Raw genomic sequence first — 18,847 nt, forward strand, 5'->3', positions numbered from 1 at the left:
CATGCGGTTCGACACCCGACTGGTCCATGTCGGCCAGGAAGCGGACCCTGATACGGGCGACGTCATAGCGCCCGTCCACGTCTCCACGACGTTCGAGCGCCGCGTCCAGGACCCCCCGCGGTACTACTACGCGCGAGGTGAGAACCCGACGAGGGAGGGCCTCGAACGCTGTCTGGCCTCCCTGGAAGATGCCCGCTACGCGACCGTGTTCTCCTCCGGGCAGGCGGCCGGCGCCACCGCGCTGACGCTGCTCGGTCCCGGTCGGCGGTTGATCGCCTCCGACGACGTCTACGGGGGCACGCACGCGCTGTTCGCCACGCTGGTGCGCTACGGCGTGCGCGCCGACCATGTCGACCTCACCGATCCGGGCGCCTTGGACGCGGCGCTCGGCGATGACGTCGGGCTGATATGGGTGGAGACGCCGACCAACCCGCTGCTGAAGGTCGCCGACCTGACGGCCGTGTGCCGGCGCGCGCGAGAACGGGGCGCCCGCGTCCTGGTCGACAACACCTTCGCCGGACCATGCCTGCAGCAGCCGTTACGGCTTGGCGCCGACATCACGCTCTACAGTACGACCAAGTCGATCGCCGGCCACGGGGACGTGCTCGGCGGCGCGCTGGTGTACGACGACCCGGAGCTACACCAGGAGTTCCGCTCCCACCGCACCGCCGTCGGCAACGTGCCCGGCCCGCTCGACTGTTTCCTGGTTCACCGCGGCCTCAAGACGCTGTCGCTGCGCGTCGCCCGCCAGGTCGGCAATGCGCGGGCTGTGGTCGAGGCGCTGCGCGGCGCTGAATCCGTCGGTGCCGTGCACTATCCGGGGCTGTCCGGGCACCCGCAACACGAGGTGGCGGCGCGGCAGATGTCCGCGCCCGGATCGATTGTCAGCTTCGAGTACCTGGGCGATCCGGCGAAGCTGCTGGAACGGGTCCGGCTGTACGCGTGCGCGGTCAGCCTCGGCAGCGTGCGGTCCCTCATCGAGTGCCCGGCGACGATGACGCACGCGGCCGTCCCGCGGGACATTCGGCTGCGGCTCGGGATCACCGACAACCTCATCCGGGTGTCGGCGGGTATCGAGGACCCCGCCGACCTGGTGGACGACCTGCTGGCGGCGCTGTGACCGAGGAGCGGGGCTGATGCGAGATCTGCGGACAGAGAACGGGCCCGTGTGGCTGGACGGCGGGATCGCCACCGAACTGCAACGGGCGGGTACGGCCGTGCGCGAGCCGTGGTGGACGACGCGGGCGCTCAATGGCGAACCGAACCGCCGGGTACTCCGGACCATTCACGAGAACTACCTGGCAGCCGGCGCCGACGTGATCACCGCGAACACGTTCCGGTGCAACCTGAGGACGCTGCGCCGCCTCGGGCTGGACGACGCCGGCCTGGCGTGGATGGTGCACGCCGCGGTGGGCGTGGCGCAGGCGGCCAGGAACACGACGGACGGCGGGTGCGCGGCCGTCGCCGGATCGATGGCGCCGGTGGAGGACTGCTACCGCCCGGACCTCGTGCCGCCCGACGAGGAGCTACGCGCCGAGCATCGCTGGCTGGCGACGGAGCTGGCACGCGCGGAGGTGGATCTCATCCTCGTCGAGACGATGAACTCCGTGCGTGAGGCACGGGTCGCGCTCGAGCAGGCACAGGCCGCCGGGGTCCCGGTCTGGGTCGCGTTCGTCTGCGATGACGGCGTCCTGCTGCCGTCCGGCGAGGACCTGGCCGCGGCGGCCGCTGCGGTCGAAAGGGACGGCGCGCGCGCCGTCCTCGTCAACTGCACGGACCCGGCCGGCACCGAGACGGCGCTAATGACGCTACGAGACCGCTGTACCGGCCCGATCGGGGCGTACCCCAACATCGAGGACCGCGGCGGCATCCCCCGGTGGCGGCACGTCGACCGGTACGTGCCCGCGGCACTCGATCCGGATGCCTTCGCCGAGCTGACGGCGCGGTGGCGGGAGAAGTTCTCTGCCGACATCCTCGGTGGTTGCTGCGGCACCACGCCCGAACACATGGCGCGGGCCCGCGAACGGCTGGCACGGGACTCTGGATGAAGGCACTCGTGCTCGCCGGTGGGCGCGGGAAGCGCATGCGGCCCTTCACCCACACGTCGGCCAAGCAACTCGTCCCTGTGGGCAATCGGCCGGTGCTGTTCTTCGGCCTGGCGGCCATAGCGGCGACCGGTATCACCGACGTCGGGATCGTCGTCGGCGAGACCGCGCGGGAGGTGGCGGCCGCCGTGGGGGACGGGTCGGCGTTCGGGTTGCGCGTCACCTACATCCGGCAGCGCCGGCCCCTCGGGCTCGCCCACGCGGTGCTCGTGGCGCGGCGCTGGCTGGGCGACGACGACTTCATCATGTACCTGGGCGACAACTTCGTGGAGGGCGGCGTCGAGGAGGTCGCCGCGGAGCTCGGCCGCAGCCGGCCCGGCGCGCACCTGCTCGTCACCCAGGTACCGGATCCGAGGGCGTTCGGGGTCGTCGAGCTCGGGCGCGACGGCCAGATCACGCGCCTCGTGGAAAAGCCTGAGGAACCGACGAGTGATCTCGCCATCATCGGGATCTACGCGTTCACACCGGTGATCCACGAGGCGGTCCGCCGGATCAAGCCGTCCGACCGCGGGGAACTGGAGATCACCCAGGCGGTCCAGTGGCTCATCGACGCCGGCCACGACGTGCGCGCCACCCGCCTGCGCGGCTACTGGAAGGACGTGGGGAACGTGGCCGACCTGCTCGAGGTGAACCGGCTGGTCCTGGCCGGGATGACGCCCTCGATCACGGGCGACGTCGACGACGCGACGCAGATCGTGGGATCCGTGACGGTGGCGCGCGGAGCCGACGTCCGCGCCTCCCGGATCGTCGGCCCGGTCGTCGTCGGGCGGGACGCCAGCGTTCGCGGCTCCTCGATCGGGCCCTTCACATCGGTCGGGGACGCCTGTCGGATCAGCGACAGCGGCATCGAGAACTCCATCCTGCTGCCGGGTTCGTGCGTCGAGGGCGTGCGGCAGATCGAAGCGTCACTGATCGGCCGGTACGCGGTGGTGACCCCTGCGCCGCGTGTGGCCGGCGCGCATCGGCTCATTCTGGGGGACCACAGCAGATTGCAGATCGGCTCATGAAGATCCTCGTCACCGGCGGCGCCGGATTCGTCGGCTCGCAGTACGTGCGCCGACTGCTCGGGCTGGAGTCCTCGAACGGCGACGTTCTCCAGGTGACCGTGCTCGACAAGCTCACCTACGCCGGTAACCTCACCAACCTCCGGTCGGTCGAGCGTTCCCCGCACCTGACGTTCGTTCGGGGGGACGTCGCCGACGCCGGGCTGGTCGACGAGCTGGTCGCGGGCCATGACGCCATCGTCCACTTCGCGGCCGAGTCCCACGTCGACCGGTCCATCCGGCGGGCCCAGGACTTCCTCCGCACCAACGTCGTGGGCACCCAGACGCTGCTCGACGCCGCCCTGCGCAACAGCACGGAACCGTTCGTGCTGGTCTCCACCGACGAGGTGTACGGCTCGATCGCATCCGGGCACGCGACGGAGTCCGCGCCGCTGCGACCGAGCTCGCCGTATGCCGCCTCCAAGGCGGCGGCCGACCTGACGGCGCTGTCTTATCACCGCACGTACGGGCTGGACGTGCGGATCACGCGCAGCTCGAACAACTACGGGCCGTACCAGTTCCCCGAAAAGATCATCCCGCTGTTCGTCACCGAGTTGCTGGACGGCGGGAAGGTGCCGCTGTACGGCGACGGCTGGCACGTACGCGAATGGCTGCACGTCGACGACCACTGCCGGGCCGTGCACCTGGTGCTGACCAAGGGCCGGCCCGGTGAGGTCTACAACGTCGGCGGCACGGGGCTGGCCAACCGGGACCTTACGGCCCGGTTGCTCGCGGCCTGCGGCGCCGACTGGAACATGGTGTCCCACGTCGAGGATCGCAAGGGCCACGATCGTCGGTACGCGGTGGACTGGACGAAGATCAGGGACGAGCTCGGCTACCGGCCGCGGATGGACTTCGCCGCCGGACTGGCCGAGACGGTCGCCTGGTACCGCGACAACCGCCAATGGTGGGAAGCGCTGAAGATGTTCGTCTGAGCGCCCCTGCTGCCGCGTCCGCCGGGCGTGCCGGGAACTGCTCTTGCCCGCCCCGGCACCCGGCCTCGCCGCGGTCAGCCGGCCGCACGCAGGTTCGAGGGGCGCAGCGGCCGGTCGAGGAGTATGCGATACCGCTCGGCCAGGGACTGCCCCTCCGGGCGCGCCTCGAGCCAGGAGGAGACGAGCCGGCGTCCCTCCACATAGGTGACCGAGTACGCCCGCCACAGCGGGTCGGTGAGGAAACGCGTCAGCTGCCGGGCGCGGTCGCGCGGCAGGAGCAGCCAGCGCTCGAGATAGCCGGTCACGTCGTCGACGTCGGCGCCACGGTCATGGAGCATGATCGCCGCGTCCTGCCGCACCGGCATCAGCCGGCGCACCAGCTCGACGAGCGGTTCCATCAGCTCGCCGTCGACCGGTACGCACATCTCGGCGAGGATGCCGGCGGTCCATCGGCCCCACCCCGGTCCCGGTATCACCCGGTCCGCCAGTTCGGCGGTTCCCTCGGCCATCAGGCACTGCGGCGTGTTCACGAGGGAGATGAGCTGCTCGCCGTGGCTCAGCCGGCCCACCAGCCCGGCCTCCTTGCGGCAGTGCTCGGTGTGATGACCGGGATAGGCCTCGTGGACGGCCAGGAGCGGCACGGCGGCGATCGTGCGCCCGGCCTCGGCATTGAGCAGGATCGTCGAGCGGTAAGCACCCTCGTAGCGGTTGAAGGCATTCCATGGCCTGCCGGTGACCACCTCATACTCGACGCGTTCGCCGTCCGGAAGGCCGAATACCGGGCGGGTAAGGGCCCGCAGTTCGTCGGAGACCGCCTGGACGGCGCGCCCCAACCGGTCCGGCGGTACGACGTTGCGCGCGTAGAACGCCTCGGTCTTGGCACGGCAACCGCCGGGGCCGGGCAGCAGCGCGTCGATCGCGTCGTGCACCTCGCCGTAGCGCTCGGGGTCGCCCAGCTCGATCTCGACGTCGAAGTAGGTCCGTACCTCCTCGAGGAACCGGATCTGCTCACCGGCCAGCCGGCGCGCCACGCATTCCAGCGCCCTGAGCTGCCCGTCGAGGAACCGCTGCCGTTCCTCCGACAGGCCGCTGTCCGGCAGGCGGGCCAGAAGCAGGACCGCCTGCCGCGCCAGGTCGACGGGGGAGGCCGGCGCCTCGGCATCCACCTGGCGGGAGAGCTCCGGATCGCCGTACCAGCAGTCGACGAACCCCTCGACGAGCTTGCCGATCCGCAGCCCGAGCAGCAGGTACTCCTGAACCAGCGTCTCACCCGCCGACGGTTCCAGGCCCGGGCCGGACCTTGATGCGGTCATCGATCGAGCCGGATGCCGGACAGGTCGAACGCGTAGTCGATCGCGGGCATCGGGACGGCGTTGCGGACCCGCGGGCCGCGCAGCCGCGGGACCGCCGGCTTCCGGAACAGGATCGGCACGACGGCCGCGTCGTCCAGCACGCGGCGTTCGACCTCGTGCCACGCGTCGGCGGCCCGCGTCGGCTCGTCGATCGAGGAGAGCGCCCGGTCGATCAGCGCGTCGACATCCGGGTCGCGGTACCCGCCCAGGTTCGCGGGAGAGTCGCTCTGGAACATCGGCTGAAGGAACACCCGGCCGCCCCCCCAGAACCAGTCCGGCGACCGCGCGGCCGTCATCAGATCCCAGCCGTTCCCCGGCGCCCGCGCCGGGTCGCCGAGCAGGTCGTCGTGGTCGGCGTGCCCCAGCGCCACCAGCCGGACGGTGACGCCCGCCCGCTCCAGGTCCGCGGCCAGGGACCGGGCGACGCGGGCGTCGAATTCCTCTTCCAGGTGCACGGCGGTCAGCGTGAGGCCGTCTCCGTGGCCGGCCTCGGCCAGCATGGCACGGCACCGTTCCACGTCGCCGCGTCCGCCGGGCGTGGCGTACGCGTCGGCCGGTCGGTGGGCGTCGTTCTTCGGCGGCACCACGGACCCGGCGATGCGGGTCACCGTACCGGTGCGCAGTTCGTCGGAGATATCGGCGATCGCCGCCTTGTTGATCGCGTATGCGAGCGCGCGGCGCACCCTGACGTCGGCCAGGGCACCGCCGTGGCGCGGGCCGCGGAGGTTGAAGGCGAGGTAGGGATCGAGCGCGTACCCCAGGTCGTCGTCGGGTTCGGCAGGCCGCCCCACGTACGGTTCCGGGATGGCCGGGCCCCAGGGCAGGTCGGCCTCGCCCGCGGCGATCCTTTCGGCGATCCGGCCGGGTGAGGAGGGCTCGATGGTGACCTCGATGGTGTCCACATGGCGGTGCCGTACCGGGTCGGTGTCCGCCTGCCACGCGGGGTTGGCCTCCAGGCGCAGCTCCTTGCCCGGTATGTGGCGGGCGACGCGGTACGGCCCGTTGGACCGGAGGTTCTGCTTCATGGCTTGGGAACCCGGGACGAAGGCGTCGTACTCCGCGGGGGCGGGCGCGGCGCACGGCAGCGTCATGATGGAGACGAAGTCGATCGCCGGGCGCATGAGCTCGATCACGAGGGACTCCTCGTCGAGGACGAACACCCCGGGGATGTCGTGCGCCTCCTGGAAGCCGGCCAGTTCCTCCGGCGCGGGGTCGGCGTGCGGGACGGCCGCGGCGTACTTGGCCCGGAACTCCTCCAGGCCGCGGATCGTGCTGGTGAAGTACGGGAGCGCTGCGGGCCGGACGACCGGGCTGCACATCCGCTTCAACCCGCGAACGACGTCATGGGCCGTGACGGGGCGCGGCGGATCGGTGTCCCAGAGCACGCCGGCGCGCAGATGCACCACGTAGTTGGTGTGCCGCGCCCCCATTCCCATGTTGTACGTCGACGGGATCTCCGTCGCCAGGTCGGGGACCGGGGCGATGGCCCGCCAGTCCCGCAGGTCCGGTTCGGGGCGGTGGGCGAACAGCCGGCGGGCGAACAGCCGGCTGAGCTGGTCGACAGGGGACTTGCGGGACGCGGCGGGGTCGAGGGCGCCCAGTGGGGCAGGGCCGTAGAGCCGGAGGGTGCCGCCCTCGCGCGGGCACGGGTCGTTCATGGCTGCGTGTCCTCGGCTGGTCTCGGGCATCGTCACACCATGTCGTCCGCGAGGCGGACCATGATCTTGATCGCTTGGTCGATCTCGTCGCGCGTGTTGAACAGGTGGGTGCAGATCCGGGCCGCGTAGTGCTGGTGCGGGGAGTCCGGCACGTCGAACTCCGTCCAGCGGATCCAGATCCGGTGTTCCTGCTCCAGACGCTCGGTGAAGGCCGTGAGGTTCTTGATGTTCCAGGCGGCTGATGGGTCACGGAACGGGTTGAAGGCGATGAGCGGCGACCGCAGCGCGGGGTCGGCGCCGGGCGAGAACATCGCCGCTTCGCCGAAGCTCTCGATCAGGCGCCGTCGGGCGTACTCGCCCAGCTCGAAGGCGCGCCGTTCGATCCGGTTCCGCCCGATCTCGTCCCAGATCTCGCAGGCCTTGGCGAGGGCGGCACCCCGGGCGATGCTGGCGCTTCCGGCGCTCTGCACGTACAGCGCGGTGTCGTCGCTCGCCACCGACGTGCGGGTGCGCGGCGGCGGGCTGCCGATCATCGGATACCAGGTGGAGATCACCGGCCAGAAGGTCGGCAGCGGCAGCGGGTTGTACTCGGGGAAGACCTTGTTGCGGATGTAGAGGATCCCGGTGCCCAGCGGGCCACACTGGAACTTGGAGCCGGAGCAGGCGATGAAGTCGGCGCCGAGCGTGCGCATGTCGAGGTCGACCAGCCCGGGCAGCAGCGCGCCGTCGATCACGGTGACGAGGCCGTGCCGTTGCGCCAGTTCGCACAGCCGGCGCATCGGCATCATCGTGCCGGTGAACAGCGTGATGCCGGCGAAGGCGAGCACCTTGGTGCGGGGGGTGATCGCCGACTCGAAGAGCTCGACGATCTCGTCCGCCCGCACGTCGTGGCCGGTCGGCATGGTGAGCGCCTTGACGGTCAGGCCGTAACGGTTGCGCACGAGGTTGAAGTTCGACAGCACCGAGTAGCACTCGTGCGTCGTGGTGACGACCTCATCGCCCTCGTGCAGGTCGAGCCCCTGGATGATGCGGGCCACGCCCTCCGTCGCGTTGTGGCAGATGACGATCTCGTCCTGGTCCACGCCGAATGCCGCGCCGATCGCGGCGCGGTGCTCGAAGTATCCCGAGGGCTTGTAGACGTCGGCGAGGCCGCCGGTCCACTCGCGGGTCACTCGGTCGATGGTGTCGAGAACCTCGTACGGCATCGCGCCGACCGTGCCGGTGTTCAGATGGATGGTGTCCGGATCCAGTGCGAACAGCGTGCGGATGCGCTCCCAGGACGCGTCGCGGAGGCCGCTACGTGGGGATCCGCCGTTCGCGGAACCGGCGGGTTCGCGGGCGGTGAGCTCGCGGGCGGACTGTGTCACGGGACCCTCCCCGTACGATGGACGGCTCGTTAGTACATTTTTATAAAGCTACATCGGTCATGCCAAGACGGGGGCATCCTGATCGCCCATTCGCCGCCCGGGCCGGGAGATGCCGCGGCGGCGCTGGGACGCCGACTATGGGCGGAGGCGACCGTGCCTTCGTCGAGTCATGCGGCTGTCCGCTTGAGGTTGACGGCGAGAGATACCTTCCTTTAATAAAAGATAGTAATGTACAGGCCGTGTCGACGGGCCGGGACCTGACCCGGCCACCCTTCGCCCACGCTGTGGCTCGGGAGGCCCGATGTCCGGTTTCGTGCTCCTGACGATCTCTCGACGCCGAACGGTGGCGCTGCTCGCGGCATGCCTGCTGGCCGTCGGCGCCCTCGCGGGAGCGGCCACGGGCGCCGCGGCCGAGGGCGTCATCGTGATCCGCTCGACCGTGACCGGCTCAGACGGCAAGCCTTACTCGGTCACGAACCACCTGCTGCCTCAGGCACGCGTCCCCGCACCGGGCCACCTCCGGAAGGAGTGGCTGCTGGCCTGGGCCGGCGACGCCGCACCCGGAGCAGGCGGCTCGCCCGACCCCGACTTCCTGGCCGTCATCGACGCCACCCCCGGAACACCCGACTACGGCAAGGTCGTCAACACCGTCACGATCGACAGCGTCACCGGCAACGAGCCCCACCACATGCAGTACATCTGGCACAAGGGCGAAAAGGTCTACGCCGGTGGGATCTTCTCCGACACCGCCTACGTCTTCGACGTGACGCGGCTGCCCCGTATCGCCCTGTCCGGGATCACGCTGCCGGCGGACACGCCGTGCGGATCGGCGCCTGACGCCTTCCAGGTCCTTCGGGACGGCACCGCGTACGGCACGTACATGGGCGGTCCCGACGTGAGCGGGCCGTGCACCTACACCGATGGGCAGACCCGGACCGGCAACGGGTTCGCCGGATCGCCGGGGGAAATCGTCCACATCGGCCCGGACGGCAAGGTGCTGGGGGAGGCTCCCGCGGCCAGCACCACGTCCGAAGGCGCCAGTTGCGCCGACATCCCCGCGCTTCAGCAGCCGACCTGCGCGAATCCACACGGCGTCGCCGTCCGCGAAGATCTGCACCGCCTCGTCACGAGCGATTTCGCCGAGGTGCGTGACCTGCTCGCCGATCAGGCACCCACCGCCAACGTCGGGCGCGACACGGTCCGGATCTTCGACATCGCCAACCGGAACGACCCGCGGTTGGTGTCGGTGTCCCACCTTCCCGACGGGCCGCGCCCGGAACCGATCGCGGCGGCGAAGGAACACAGCGAGGCGATGGAGACCGCGGTGCCGCACGCGCGCCGGCACCGGGGCGCGTTCGCCTCGACGATGGGTGGTGGAGTCATCTACTACACCCCCGACATCACCGACCCCCATCCACGCTGGCGCGAAGTGTTCGACGACGAGACGGCCTTCACCAGGCTCTTCCCGACCGACACGCCTACGTCCTCCCTGGACGGCGGCGCATGGCTGCAGACGAGCCTGGACGACCGGTACCTCTTCCACGTGGTGCTGACCGGCGGCATGCTCGGGTCACCGCCCGCGCACGCCGAGGAGGGAATGGTCTACACCCTCGACATCCAGGCACTGCTGCGGGCCGGATCGCATACCCGCTGCAAGATCGACACCCTGGCCGAGGTGAGCGCCGGGGGCCGGGAACCGGACTGCCCGAAACTGGTCAGCGCGGTGCCGTTGAATGACCCGACGACCGGCGGTCCGCACTGGGCGTCGATGGACAACTTCCGCGCCGGCTGGACGGTTACTACCACGAGACCACGCAGGCCGGCCGGATCGCCGTCTCGAAGTATTTCGTGGCGGGCGCCCACCTCGACGGCGACCACAGGATCTGCATGCTCACCGTCGACCCGAGCGGCCACCTGACACTCGACCGCACGTTCCGCGACGAGTACGAGGGCACCCCGTGCCTTGACTTCAACCGGAGCCACTGGCCCCACGGCGACACCGGCTGGGCGCGCCCGCACGGCGTGTTGTTCACCGTGGCCGCCGACGACCTGCGTTGAGTCCCTCATGATCGTGTCGATCTCGTCCGTCCTGGCGTACGACCCGCACAGCGGACACACACCCGGCGGCACCGCGGTGCTGCCGCAGGGGGCGGTGGCGCTCGCCCGGAGCATGGTGCTGATCACCACCGCGGCCGCCGCCGGCACGGCCCTGCTGCGTCCGGTGGCCGGCCCGCCGAGCCGGGGCGGTCGTCTGACGATCTATGCCGTCGCCATCGCCGCGGCCGCCGCGCAGATGGCGGTCATCCTGGCCGGCGCGTTGTGGCTCGCGGCGATTCCGGCGGCGATGGCCACCATGGCCCTGCCGGGCCTGTTGCACCGCCCACGGGTGTCGGCGGCGGCGGGCGGTGTCCTCACGGTCGCGCTGTCGGCGTACGCGGCGACCACCGTCCCACGTGCGCGCCCCGCCGCGCTGCCCGCCGCCGGAGCGTCGGACACCGGCCACGCGCACATCACCACGCCGGTGCCGGCCGCGGCGGCCGGCGGACACCAGGTGGCGCATCTGGTCTTGGCGCTGGCGCACGGGCTCGCCGCGACGGTCTTGATCGGCGCGGCGCTGGCGGTGGCGACGGCAGCAGACCGTCGTGCCGCGGCGAGTCGGCTGACCGCGCCGATGCTGGCCGCCGTCGTCGTTCTGGTCGTCGGCGGCCTGATACAGGCGTTGTTGGAGGACGTGCGCCCGGATCGGCGCCTCGAGTCGGTGTTCGGCGTGCTTCTGCTCGTCAAGGCCACCGTGGCGGCCGGATGCGCGATGCTGGTAATCGTCGCCCGGCGGGACGGGAAGTGGCACGGCAGGGCGGCGCGGGCGCAGGCCGCCGGGGCGGCGGTGGCGGTCGCCTGCGGTGCCGTACTCACCGTCCTGCCCCTTCCGGCCACGCCGCCGAAGCCAGGAGTGCCGCTTCTGCGGGACGTCACCGTGGCCGGCCGGGTCCCGGTGTTCGTCGCCCCGGGCCGACCAGGCTGGAATCTGGTCCACGTGGGCGCCGACCGGGCGTCCGTGGGGATGGACCGGCAGCGGCTCGCGCGCGCGAGCGCCCGCCCGGGCACCACCCAACTGTGGGCCACGGTGTGGATGCCCGCCGGCCGTGGCCGCCTGTGGGTCGGATACCGGGGCGCGACCGCCGCGCTGCCGTTCGACACCGGACGGCGCGGTGCGGCCGGTGTCGACCTGCGTGGACCGGATGGTCCCGAATGCGCCAGCGTGGCGCTCGGCCGGGTGATCGCCGGCGTCGACACGCCGCTGCGATCCTGCCCGTCCGGCGCGCTGAGCGACTCCGACTCCGACGCCCTGACGGCGATGGTCCGATTCATCGCCGGGCGCGGTGTGCACGCCCTCGCGCTCGTCGGCGACGCGTCCGCCCGAGGCGTCCGGGCCACCGCGTACGTGCGGGCCGCCGCCGGGCGGTTCGGGCTGTCGGTTCTGGACCTGGGCACCGCGTCGCCGCGCCGCTCCGGTGACGACGGCCGCGTCCCCGTGGCCGTCGTGTCCGGCTGGGCGGGCGCCGACGGGGTCGTTCAGGCCGTCAGCCGCGGGCGGCTGTTCGCCGAGGGCGTCTACCTGGCCCCGTGGCTGCTGAACGCCCCGCTGCTGGCGCCGGCGGCGGGGCAGCTCATCCCGCTGCGCTTCCATCCCGGCGATCCGCCGGCGCTGCGCTACATCGCAGCCCTCAACAGGCGCTTCCCCGGGGACGAGGCCACCCAGGCGGGCTTCCTCGGCTGGTCATCGCGAGTCGCCGGGGTCACCGCGCCTCTACGGCTCTACGCCGCTTCCCGGATCTTCGTGCCAGACGGCATCGGGCCGTTGAGCCTCGACCATGGCGGGCACGGCGCCGGGCACTGGCTGCCGGACGGCGCGGTGGTACCGATCACCGGCCCGCTGAACCGGATCTGACGGAGAGATCGGCCGTAGCCTCACGGTGAGGCGGCGGCCGGCGCGAGGCGAGAGGGTGATGAGCGTGGAACCTCGCTACGGCGGAACGCTGCGGTACTTCGGACCGGGGGGCATGGACCACGTCGATCCGGCGTGCGCCTACTACGCCTTCTCCCATCAGGTCATCCGGCTGTTCGCGCGGCAACTGTTCGGCTACCCGACGGCGGTGGACGAATCCGCGCTGATCCCGGTCCCGGACGTCGCCGCCGAAACGCCGACGGTCACGAACGGCGGGGTGAGCCCGGACGGCCTGACGTATCGGATCCGGCTGCGCCGCGGTGTGCTGTGGGACACGACGCCGCCGCGGGAGGTGACCGCGGCCGACTTCGTCCGCGGTTTCAAGCGGATGTGCAACCCCGTCGCGGGCGCGGGCGCCATCTCGTACTACACGAGCACGATCAGGGGGATGGCGGAGTTCGCCGACGGCTATCGACGGGCCTGCGCGGGCCGCCACCCTTCGGCGGCGGACCTGGCGGCCTACCAGAACGCGCATGACATCGCGGGGCTGCGGGCCGAAGATGACAAGACCCTGGTGATCGAGCTGGTGCGGCCCGCCAACGACCTGCTGAACATCCTGGCGATGATGTTCGCGTCGGCGGCACCTCGAGAGTACGACGCTGTCGTCCCGGACAGCCGGGAGTTCATCGCGGGCATCCGCTCTAACGGCCCGTACCGGCTGGCCGGCTATGAGAACGGTCGATTCCTCACCATGGACCGCAACCCGGCCTGGCGCCAGGAGACCGATCCGTTGCGGCACCAATACGTCGACCGGATCGAGGTCCGGATGGCACGGGTCGGCGACAATGAGGTGCGGCGGGCGATCCAGAGCGGCGAGGCCGACCTGTCCTGGGGCGCGCCGGTCATCAGTGAGGACCGTCGGCCCCCCGACGCTGACCGCCACCTCGGCTACGCGCTCAATCCCTACCTCGTCTTCAACATGCGCAGCCCGAACGCGCGAGGGGCAGTGCGGAGCCGGACGGTACGACGAGCCATCGCATACGCCATTGACAAGGCCTCCATGGTCAAGCTGCTGGACGAAATGGACCTGGGCACGATCACCGTGCCCGCCCACACCGCGATCCCCCCAGGCAACATGGGCCACCGCGAGTACGACCGCTACCCCACACCGGGCGACCACGGGGACCCCGAACGCGCCCGCGCGCTGCTCGCCGAGGCCGGCTACGCCGGCGGGCTGACCCTAACGGCGGTGTACCGTGCGGACGCGCCGCACGCCGAGATCGCCGAATACTACGCGGCCGATCTGCAGAAGGCGGGAATCACCGTCCGCCTGCGGCTCATCAGCCAGGCCGACGAGTACTACCGTTTTCTGCAGAATCCCACGATGGCCGAGTCCGGCGAATGGGATATCACGGCGGCGGCATGGACCCCCGACTGGTTCGGCAACAACGGCCGCGCCTACGTCCAGCCGATGTTCCAGTCCAACTTCGCCGCCGGCACGAGCAACTACGGTGACTACCGCAATCCCGAGGTGGACCGGCTCATCGAACGGGCACTCGCCGAGCAGGATCCCGACCTTGCCGAGGACCTATGGCACCGGGTCGACCGGCAGGTGATCGAGGACGCCGCCATCGTGCCGATCCTCGCGTGCGAGCCGACCATCCTGCACATGACCAGCGCGCGGGTACGCAACGCGCTGCCGTTGCCGCAGGTCGACCGCTGGCTCGACGCGGCCCATCTCTGGCTCGACCCGCCGGCCTGACGGCGCGGGGTCGGCCAGAGCCGCTGGAGCTCGCCGGTGCGGATGGCCTGCGGGCACGCGTCCGTCAGCCTGCGGACCGGCCTGCGGTCGCTTCGCCGTCGCCAGCCCCGGGGGACGCCCGCGGTCCGCATGGCGGTCACTCGCGGAGACGCCCGACGAGCGGGACGAAGCGTCCGACACGTGCGGCGTACGCGGCGTAGGCGTCGCCGTGCGCGGCGGCCAGGTAGGGCTCCTCGAGGACCCGGGCCTGGATGGTGTATCCGACGGTCAGGCAGATCAGGGCCAGCGCCTGCGGGATGCTGGGCACCATCATCGTGAGGCCCGCGAACGCGGCGATCATCGTTACGAAGATCGGATTCCTGATCACGCCGTAGACGCCCGTGGTCACCAGCGGCGTGTGCGTGTCCGGATCGACGCCAGCACGCCAGGAGTCACCCATGGCCTCCTGCGCGGCCCATGCTCCGGCGAAGCCGGCCAGGGCAAGGACCAGGCCGGCGACAGCGACCGGCGCGGGCGCCGCAACCGGCCGGACCCAGCCGACGCCCGCGAGGATCGGCGAGACCAGCGCCAGCAGCGTGCTGAGACTCATCATCAGCTCCGACCACCACTCGGCCGAGAATGTCCGCGCCTGACCGTGCCTGATGCCGGACCGTCCGGTGGCGCCGCGGTACCTGCGGTCGCGCAACGCCACCACGACCCCCATGCCCGCCAGGTAAACGATCAGCGCGATCCAGCTCGCCCAATCCCTCATGACGACCGATGTCCCTTCCCGTCGCGGTGGCCGCCGGCCGCCTCGCCACGTCGTACGGTGCCGTTCCCGGACGGGACGGGCCCCGGAACGGGCTGGTCGCCGTCCAGAGTCGGCTTTCAGGCGCCGCCGGGGCCGTAGTGCGACACCGAGTGTTCGACCGCGTCGGAGACGTTGCCGCCGGAAGCGACGCCGGCCTCCTTGACCGTCACGCCCCACGCGGCGCTGGCCTGGGCGACGAACTCCTTGTTCTCGTCCGACTCCTGCCAGGCCTTGTGGTCCTCGATGGCCTGACCGCGGACGAACATGTCGAGGCTGAGCAGCGCGCCGTCCCAGCCGACGCCGACGCCGACCAGGGCGTCGGCCAGCATGCCGGGGTCCATGCCCGCGCCGCCCACGAGGTGCTCGAACTCGAGCTCCGTGGTGCCGTCGCCGCCCGACGACAGCCGCACCGTCACCTCGGTGGCCGGATTGTCCTCATACACCCAGGTCACGCTGATGAGGGTCGGGCGCTCGCACCGGAGGATGTCCCCGCGGGCGATGCCCTCGATCTGGTACGTGCCGCCCTGACGCAGCGTGCCGGAGACGGGGAAGAACCAGCGTTCGAGTCGATCGGCTTCGGAGCAGGCCTCCCACACGTCCTCGATCGGGGCGTCGTAGGTGCGGCGCAGCACGACCGAGCGGGCTTCGCCCGTTGGTGTGCTCCGAGTGCCGATCTCTCGGTGTGTGGCGTTGATCTGGCCGGTAATGTCGATCATCTCTCGTCCTTTTCGCTGGTGTTTGGCCGTATCCGTCGACGGGCTCGCGTCCGACCGGGCATGGCGCTCGCGCTTGCCGCGCGCGATCTCGGTGGCCAGCGCGTCGAGGCGCTGGCTCCCGAACCGGCGGAAACGCTCCAGCCACATGTCGACCTCCTGCAGCGGGGCGGTCTCGACGGCGTAAAGACGGCGCGTGCCCTCCGCCCGGACCGTCGCGAACCCGCTTTCCCGCAACACCCGCAGGTGCGAGGAGACGGCCGGCTGTGAAATGCCGAACTCCTCCTGGACGGCCGCGCAGATCGCACCCGAGGTCTGCGCGCCGTCGGCGAGAAGCTCCAGGATTCGGCGCCGGACCGGAACCCTGAGGACGTCGAACGCGTGCACCCGGCGATTGTTTCAGAGGTGACGAATATAAGTCAACGCTTGTAAGTACTCACAGTTATCATTTAAGTCAATGCGCGACACCTTCGGCGATCGACATCACCGATGCGGTCGGGATGACGCGGGTCAGATGCAGGCCGGCCGCGGTGAACAGGGGGTCCAGTTCCTCGGCCCCGCGTTCGCGCCCAGTGCGCGCGGCCAGCATCATGAAGTCCATTGGTTTGCTCTGATGTGCCTGGTTTCCGGGGGGAACCAGCGCGTCGACGACGATGACCCGGCCGTCCGGTCTCATGGCCCTGCGGCACGCGTCGAGGATCGCCGTGCAGCGCTCGTCGTCCCAGTTGTGCAGGATCCGCTTCAGCAGGTAGACGTCCGCCGCAGGGACGCCGGCGAGGAAGTCGCCGCGAACGATCTCCCACCGTCCGGTAAGGTCCCCATCACCTAGCACATGGTTCTTCAGCACGTGCTCTTCCTGATCGAACAGCACACCGCGCAGCCCGGCGCGCCGCCGGAGCACCGCGCGCAGGAAACCGCCCCTGCCGCCGCCGATGTCGGCCACCGTGCCCGTGGCGGGGAAATCGTAGGCACCCGCCACCAGGGCGTTCTCCGCCTCCGAGACGGTCGCCATGCCGTCGTAGAAAAGCGTCTCGGTTTCCGGGAACCGTGCGAAGTAATCGCTGATCGACATGCCGAATAGGTCGGTAAAGGTGGTTCGCCCGTCACGCGCGACCGCCTCGACCTTGTTGCACGTCGTCCAGAACATCGGATCGGTGAACATCAAGATTCCCGAGCGCGCCGGCACCGCGGCGTCGCTGCGCAGCGCCCGTCCCTTGGCGGTCAGCCGTACCCTTCCGTCGGCGCCCTCGTGGAAGATCCCGCGACCGGCCAGCAGCCGCACGATGCGGCGGAGTGCTGCCGCCTCGGTCCCGGTGGTGGCGGCGAGTTCGGTGACGGTCCTTCCATCGCCGGACAGGTGATCGGCGACACCGAGAGCCGCGACGGCGCGTAGCGCGGCCGCGTAGGTGAACGCCATCGCCTCCTCGTAGAGGAGAAAGGCCGACTGCTGATCGTCCATGGGCCGGTGGTCCTCTCCGTGGGCGCGGATACCGCAGCAGATCACGTATCGCTATAGTATCTTCAAGTAGTCTGCCGTACAGGCTCTGCGGGCGCGCAGGCGTGGAGCCCGAGAACCGCTCCTCGAAGGGCAGCCGATGAGGTACGGACGAGACCATGCCGAACTCTACGAGGCGGTCTTCCGCGACCGAGGCAAGGACTTCGACGCCGAGGCCCGCGGCCTGGCGGGACTGATCCGCGCCCGATTCCCGACCGCGCGGACTCTGCTGGACGTCGCCTGCGGCACCGGGGCCCACCTGGCGACCCTGCGCACGCTCTTCGACGAGGTAGAGGGACTGGAGCTGTCGGTGGCGATGCGCGACGTCGCGCGCCGCCGCCTGCCCGGCGCGTCGATCCACGCAGGCGACATGCGGGGTTTCGAGCTTCACCGGCGGTTCGACGCGGTGACCTGCGTCGGCAGCGCCATCGCGGAGGTCGACTCACACGACGAGCTGGTGGCCGCGGTCGGCCGGATGGCCGCGCACCTGGCCTGCGGTGGCGTGCTCCTCGTCGAACCGTGGTACTTCCCGGACGGTTTCCTCGACGGATACGCGGGCGGGCACCTGTTCCACGACGGCGGGCGCTTCGTGTCGCGGCTGACCCACTCCCGCCGCGAGGGGCTCCGGAGCCGCGTGGAGATCCGGTATTCCACCGTCGACTCGGCCGGGTTCTCGGAGTTCTCGGAGCTGATCACCAAGATCCTGTTCCGGCGTGAGCAGTACGAAGAAGCCTTCGAACGGGCCGGCCTGAGTGTTGAGCTCGTTCCTGGATTCGCACTGGCGAACGGTCGGCCGAACGGCCCGGGCCTGTTCGTCGGAACCCGTGGCGCCCCGGCCTGAGCCGCCGCCACGGGCCTAGCGCGTACCGACCGGAAGGGAGTCTCCATGGCCGTCGGCGAGCATCGGGAGCCACAGGCGTTCCCACACGACTCGGAGCAGGAGCTGGAGGTCCGCAAGCGCCTCGCGCGACTGTTGTCCGACGCGCCGATCTCACCCGAGGACCTCCTCGACAACCTCACGCTGTACCTCCGCCGGCAGCAACTCGCCGACCTGCTGTCCATGGACGCGCTGTACCGGATGGTCCTTGACGTGCCGGGTGTGATCATGGAGTTCGGCGTCCGCTACGGCCGCCATCTCGCCGCGTTCACCGCGCTGCGCACCGTGTACGAGCCCTACAACCCGTTCCGGCGGATCATCGGCTTCGACACCTTCACCGGGTTCCCCGACGTCGGCGCCGTCGACAAGGTCGGCGCCAGCGCCTATCCGGGCAGGTTCGCGCTCCCGGACGGCTACCCGTCCTACCTGCGGGACGTCCTCGACGCGCACGAGGCCGGTGAATACCTGTGTCACATCACCGGCCGTTCCATGATCGTGCAGGGTGACGTTCGCGAGACGCTGCCGCGGTACCTCGAAGAGAACCAGCACACCGTCGTCGCGCTCGCCTACTTCGACCTCGACATCCACGAGCCGACCCGCGCGACGATCGAGGCTATCCGGCCGTACCTGACCAAGGGGAGCGTCCTGGCGTTCGACGAGCTCGACCACCCGAAGTGGCCGGGAGAGAATCTGGCGCTGCGCCGGACGCTCGGGCTCGACCACGCCGCGTTGCGCCTTCCCGCCGGGCGTCCCGGACCGGCCTACCTGCGGTGGGGCGACTGAACGGCGACGACGCGCCGCCCA

Annotated in this window: 16 protein-coding genes; 10 read left to right on the top strand and 6 right to left on the bottom strand. The window is 70.7% G+C overall.

What is annotated here, in order from left to right; translation table 11 throughout:
* Nucleotide 1: 1 nt before the first annotated feature.
* Genes ACYVF7_RS27705 through rfbB form a run of 4 tightly spaced genes read left to right on the top strand, consistent with a single transcriptional unit; the run spans nt 2 to nt 4,083 of the window.
* Nucleotides 2–1,120: a trans-sulfuration enzyme family protein gene (locus ACYVF7_RS27705; protein ID WP_460346518.1), complete on the top strand. Its 1,119-nt coding sequence runs from the start codon at nt 2–4 to the stop codon at nt 1,118–1,120.
* Between the two features lie 16 nt (nt 1,121–1,136).
* Complete coding sequence (locus ACYVF7_RS27710) at nt 1,137–2,048, top strand: homocysteine S-methyltransferase family protein (RefSeq protein WP_460346520.1); 912 nt, start codon at nt 1,137–1,139, stop codon at nt 2,046–2,048.
* Nucleotides 2,045–3,112: a glucose-1-phosphate thymidylyltransferase gene (locus ACYVF7_RS27715; RefSeq protein ID WP_460346522.1), complete on the top strand. Its 1,068-nt coding sequence runs from the start codon at nt 2,045–2,047 to the stop codon at nt 3,110–3,112. The genes ACYVF7_RS27710 and ACYVF7_RS27715 overlap by 4 nt, the downstream gene beginning before the upstream one ends.
* Nucleotides 3,109–4,083 carry a dTDP-glucose 4,6-dehydratase gene (gene rfbB / locus ACYVF7_RS27720; protein WP_460346524.1) on the top strand — a complete coding sequence of 325 codons (975 nt, stop codon included), beginning with the start codon at nt 3,109–3,111 and terminating at the stop codon, nt 4,081–4,083. Before ACYVF7_RS27715 ends, rfbB begins: the two co-directional genes overlap by 4 nt.
* 74 nt (nt 4,084–4,157) lie before the next feature.
* Here rfbB and ACYVF7_RS27725 read toward each other — a convergent pair whose 3' ends face one another.
* From ACYVF7_RS27725 to ACYVF7_RS27735, 3 genes are read right to left on the bottom strand one after another with little or no spacing between them, the layout of a single operon-like run.
* Nucleotides 4,158–5,396 (bottom strand): hypothetical protein, encoded by a 1,239-nt coding sequence (locus ACYVF7_RS27725; protein WP_460346526.1) that lies wholly within the window; start codon nt 5,394–5,396, stop codon nt 4,158–4,160.
* Entirely contained in the window at nt 5,393–7,093 is a 1,701-nt protein-coding gene (locus ACYVF7_RS27730; protein WP_460346528.1) for an ABC transporter substrate-binding protein, read from the bottom strand. Before ACYVF7_RS27730 ends, ACYVF7_RS27725 begins: the two co-directional genes overlap by 4 nt.
* 32 nt (nt 7,094–7,125) lie before the next feature.
* Nucleotides 7,126–8,460 (bottom strand): aminotransferase class V-fold PLP-dependent enzyme, encoded by a 1,335-nt coding sequence (locus tag ACYVF7_RS27735; RefSeq protein ID WP_460346530.1) that lies wholly within the window; start codon nt 8,458–8,460, stop codon nt 7,126–7,128.
* 301 nt (nt 8,461–8,761) lie between these two features.
* Between ACYVF7_RS27735 and ACYVF7_RS27740 the strand changes: the two genes are divergently transcribed.
* The 4 genes from ACYVF7_RS27740 to ACYVF7_RS27755 are packed head-to-tail and all read left to right on the top strand — an operon-like array spanning nt 8,762 to nt 14,168.
* The gene (locus tag ACYVF7_RS27740) at nt 8,762–10,378 is read left to right on the top strand and encodes a hypothetical protein (protein WP_460346532.1); all 1,617 of its coding nucleotides are present in this window, start codon (nt 8,762–8,764) and stop codon (nt 10,376–10,378) included.
* Entirely contained in the window at nt 10,348–10,518 is a 171-nt protein-coding gene (locus ACYVF7_RS27745; protein WP_460346534.1) for a hypothetical protein, read from the top strand. Before ACYVF7_RS27740 ends, ACYVF7_RS27745 begins: the two co-directional genes overlap by 31 nt.
* Nucleotides 10,519–10,525: 7 nt before the next feature.
* Nucleotides 10,526–12,409, top strand: a complete 1,884-nt coding sequence (locus tag ACYVF7_RS27750; protein ID WP_460346536.1) for a type 1 periplasmic-binding domain-containing protein — start codon at nt 10,526–10,528, stop codon at nt 12,407–12,409.
* A gap of 58 nt (nt 12,410–12,467) precedes the next feature.
* Nucleotides 12,468–14,168 (top strand): ABC transporter substrate-binding protein, encoded by a 1,701-nt coding sequence (locus ACYVF7_RS27755; RefSeq protein ID WP_460346538.1) that lies wholly within the window; start codon nt 12,468–12,470, stop codon nt 14,166–14,168.
* Nucleotides 14,169–14,304: 136 nt separating this feature from the next.
* Here the strand turns inward: ACYVF7_RS27755 and ACYVF7_RS27760 are convergent, their stop codons facing one another.
* The 3 genes from ACYVF7_RS27760 to ACYVF7_RS27770 all read right to left on the bottom strand — a co-directional run bounded on the left by ACYVF7_RS27760 (nt 14,305) and on the right by ACYVF7_RS27770 (nt 17,130).
* Nucleotides 14,305–14,919 carry a methyltransferase family protein gene (locus ACYVF7_RS27760; protein WP_460346540.1) on the bottom strand — a complete coding sequence of 205 codons (615 nt, stop codon included), beginning with the start codon at nt 14,917–14,919 and terminating at the stop codon, nt 14,305–14,307.
* Between the two features lie 116 nt (nt 14,920–15,035).
* Nucleotides 15,036–16,058, bottom strand: coding sequence for an ArsR/SmtB family transcription factor (locus tag ACYVF7_RS27765; protein ID WP_460346542.1), 1,023 nt, complete (start codon nt 16,056–16,058; stop codon nt 15,036–15,038).
* 67 nt (nt 16,059–16,125) lie between these two features.
* Nucleotides 16,126–17,130, bottom strand: a complete 1,005-nt coding sequence (locus tag ACYVF7_RS27770) for a methyltransferase (RefSeq protein ID WP_460346544.1) — start codon at nt 17,128–17,130, stop codon at nt 16,126–16,128.
* A gap of 136 nt (nt 17,131–17,266) precedes the next feature.
* Here ACYVF7_RS27770 and ACYVF7_RS27775 point away from each other — a divergent pair, with 136 nt between their 5' ends.
* Nucleotides 17,267–18,007, top strand: a complete 741-nt coding sequence (locus ACYVF7_RS27775) for a class I SAM-dependent methyltransferase (protein WP_460346546.1) — start codon at nt 17,267–17,269, stop codon at nt 18,005–18,007.
* A 45-nt stretch (nt 18,008–18,052) separates the two neighbouring features.
* Nucleotides 18,053–18,826: a hypothetical protein gene (locus ACYVF7_RS27780; protein ID WP_460346548.1), complete on the top strand. Its 774-nt coding sequence runs from the start codon at nt 18,053–18,055 to the stop codon at nt 18,824–18,826.
* Nucleotides 18,827–18,847 lie beyond the last annotated feature (21 nt).

The organism is Actinoallomurus acanthiterrae (assembly GCF_054775715.1).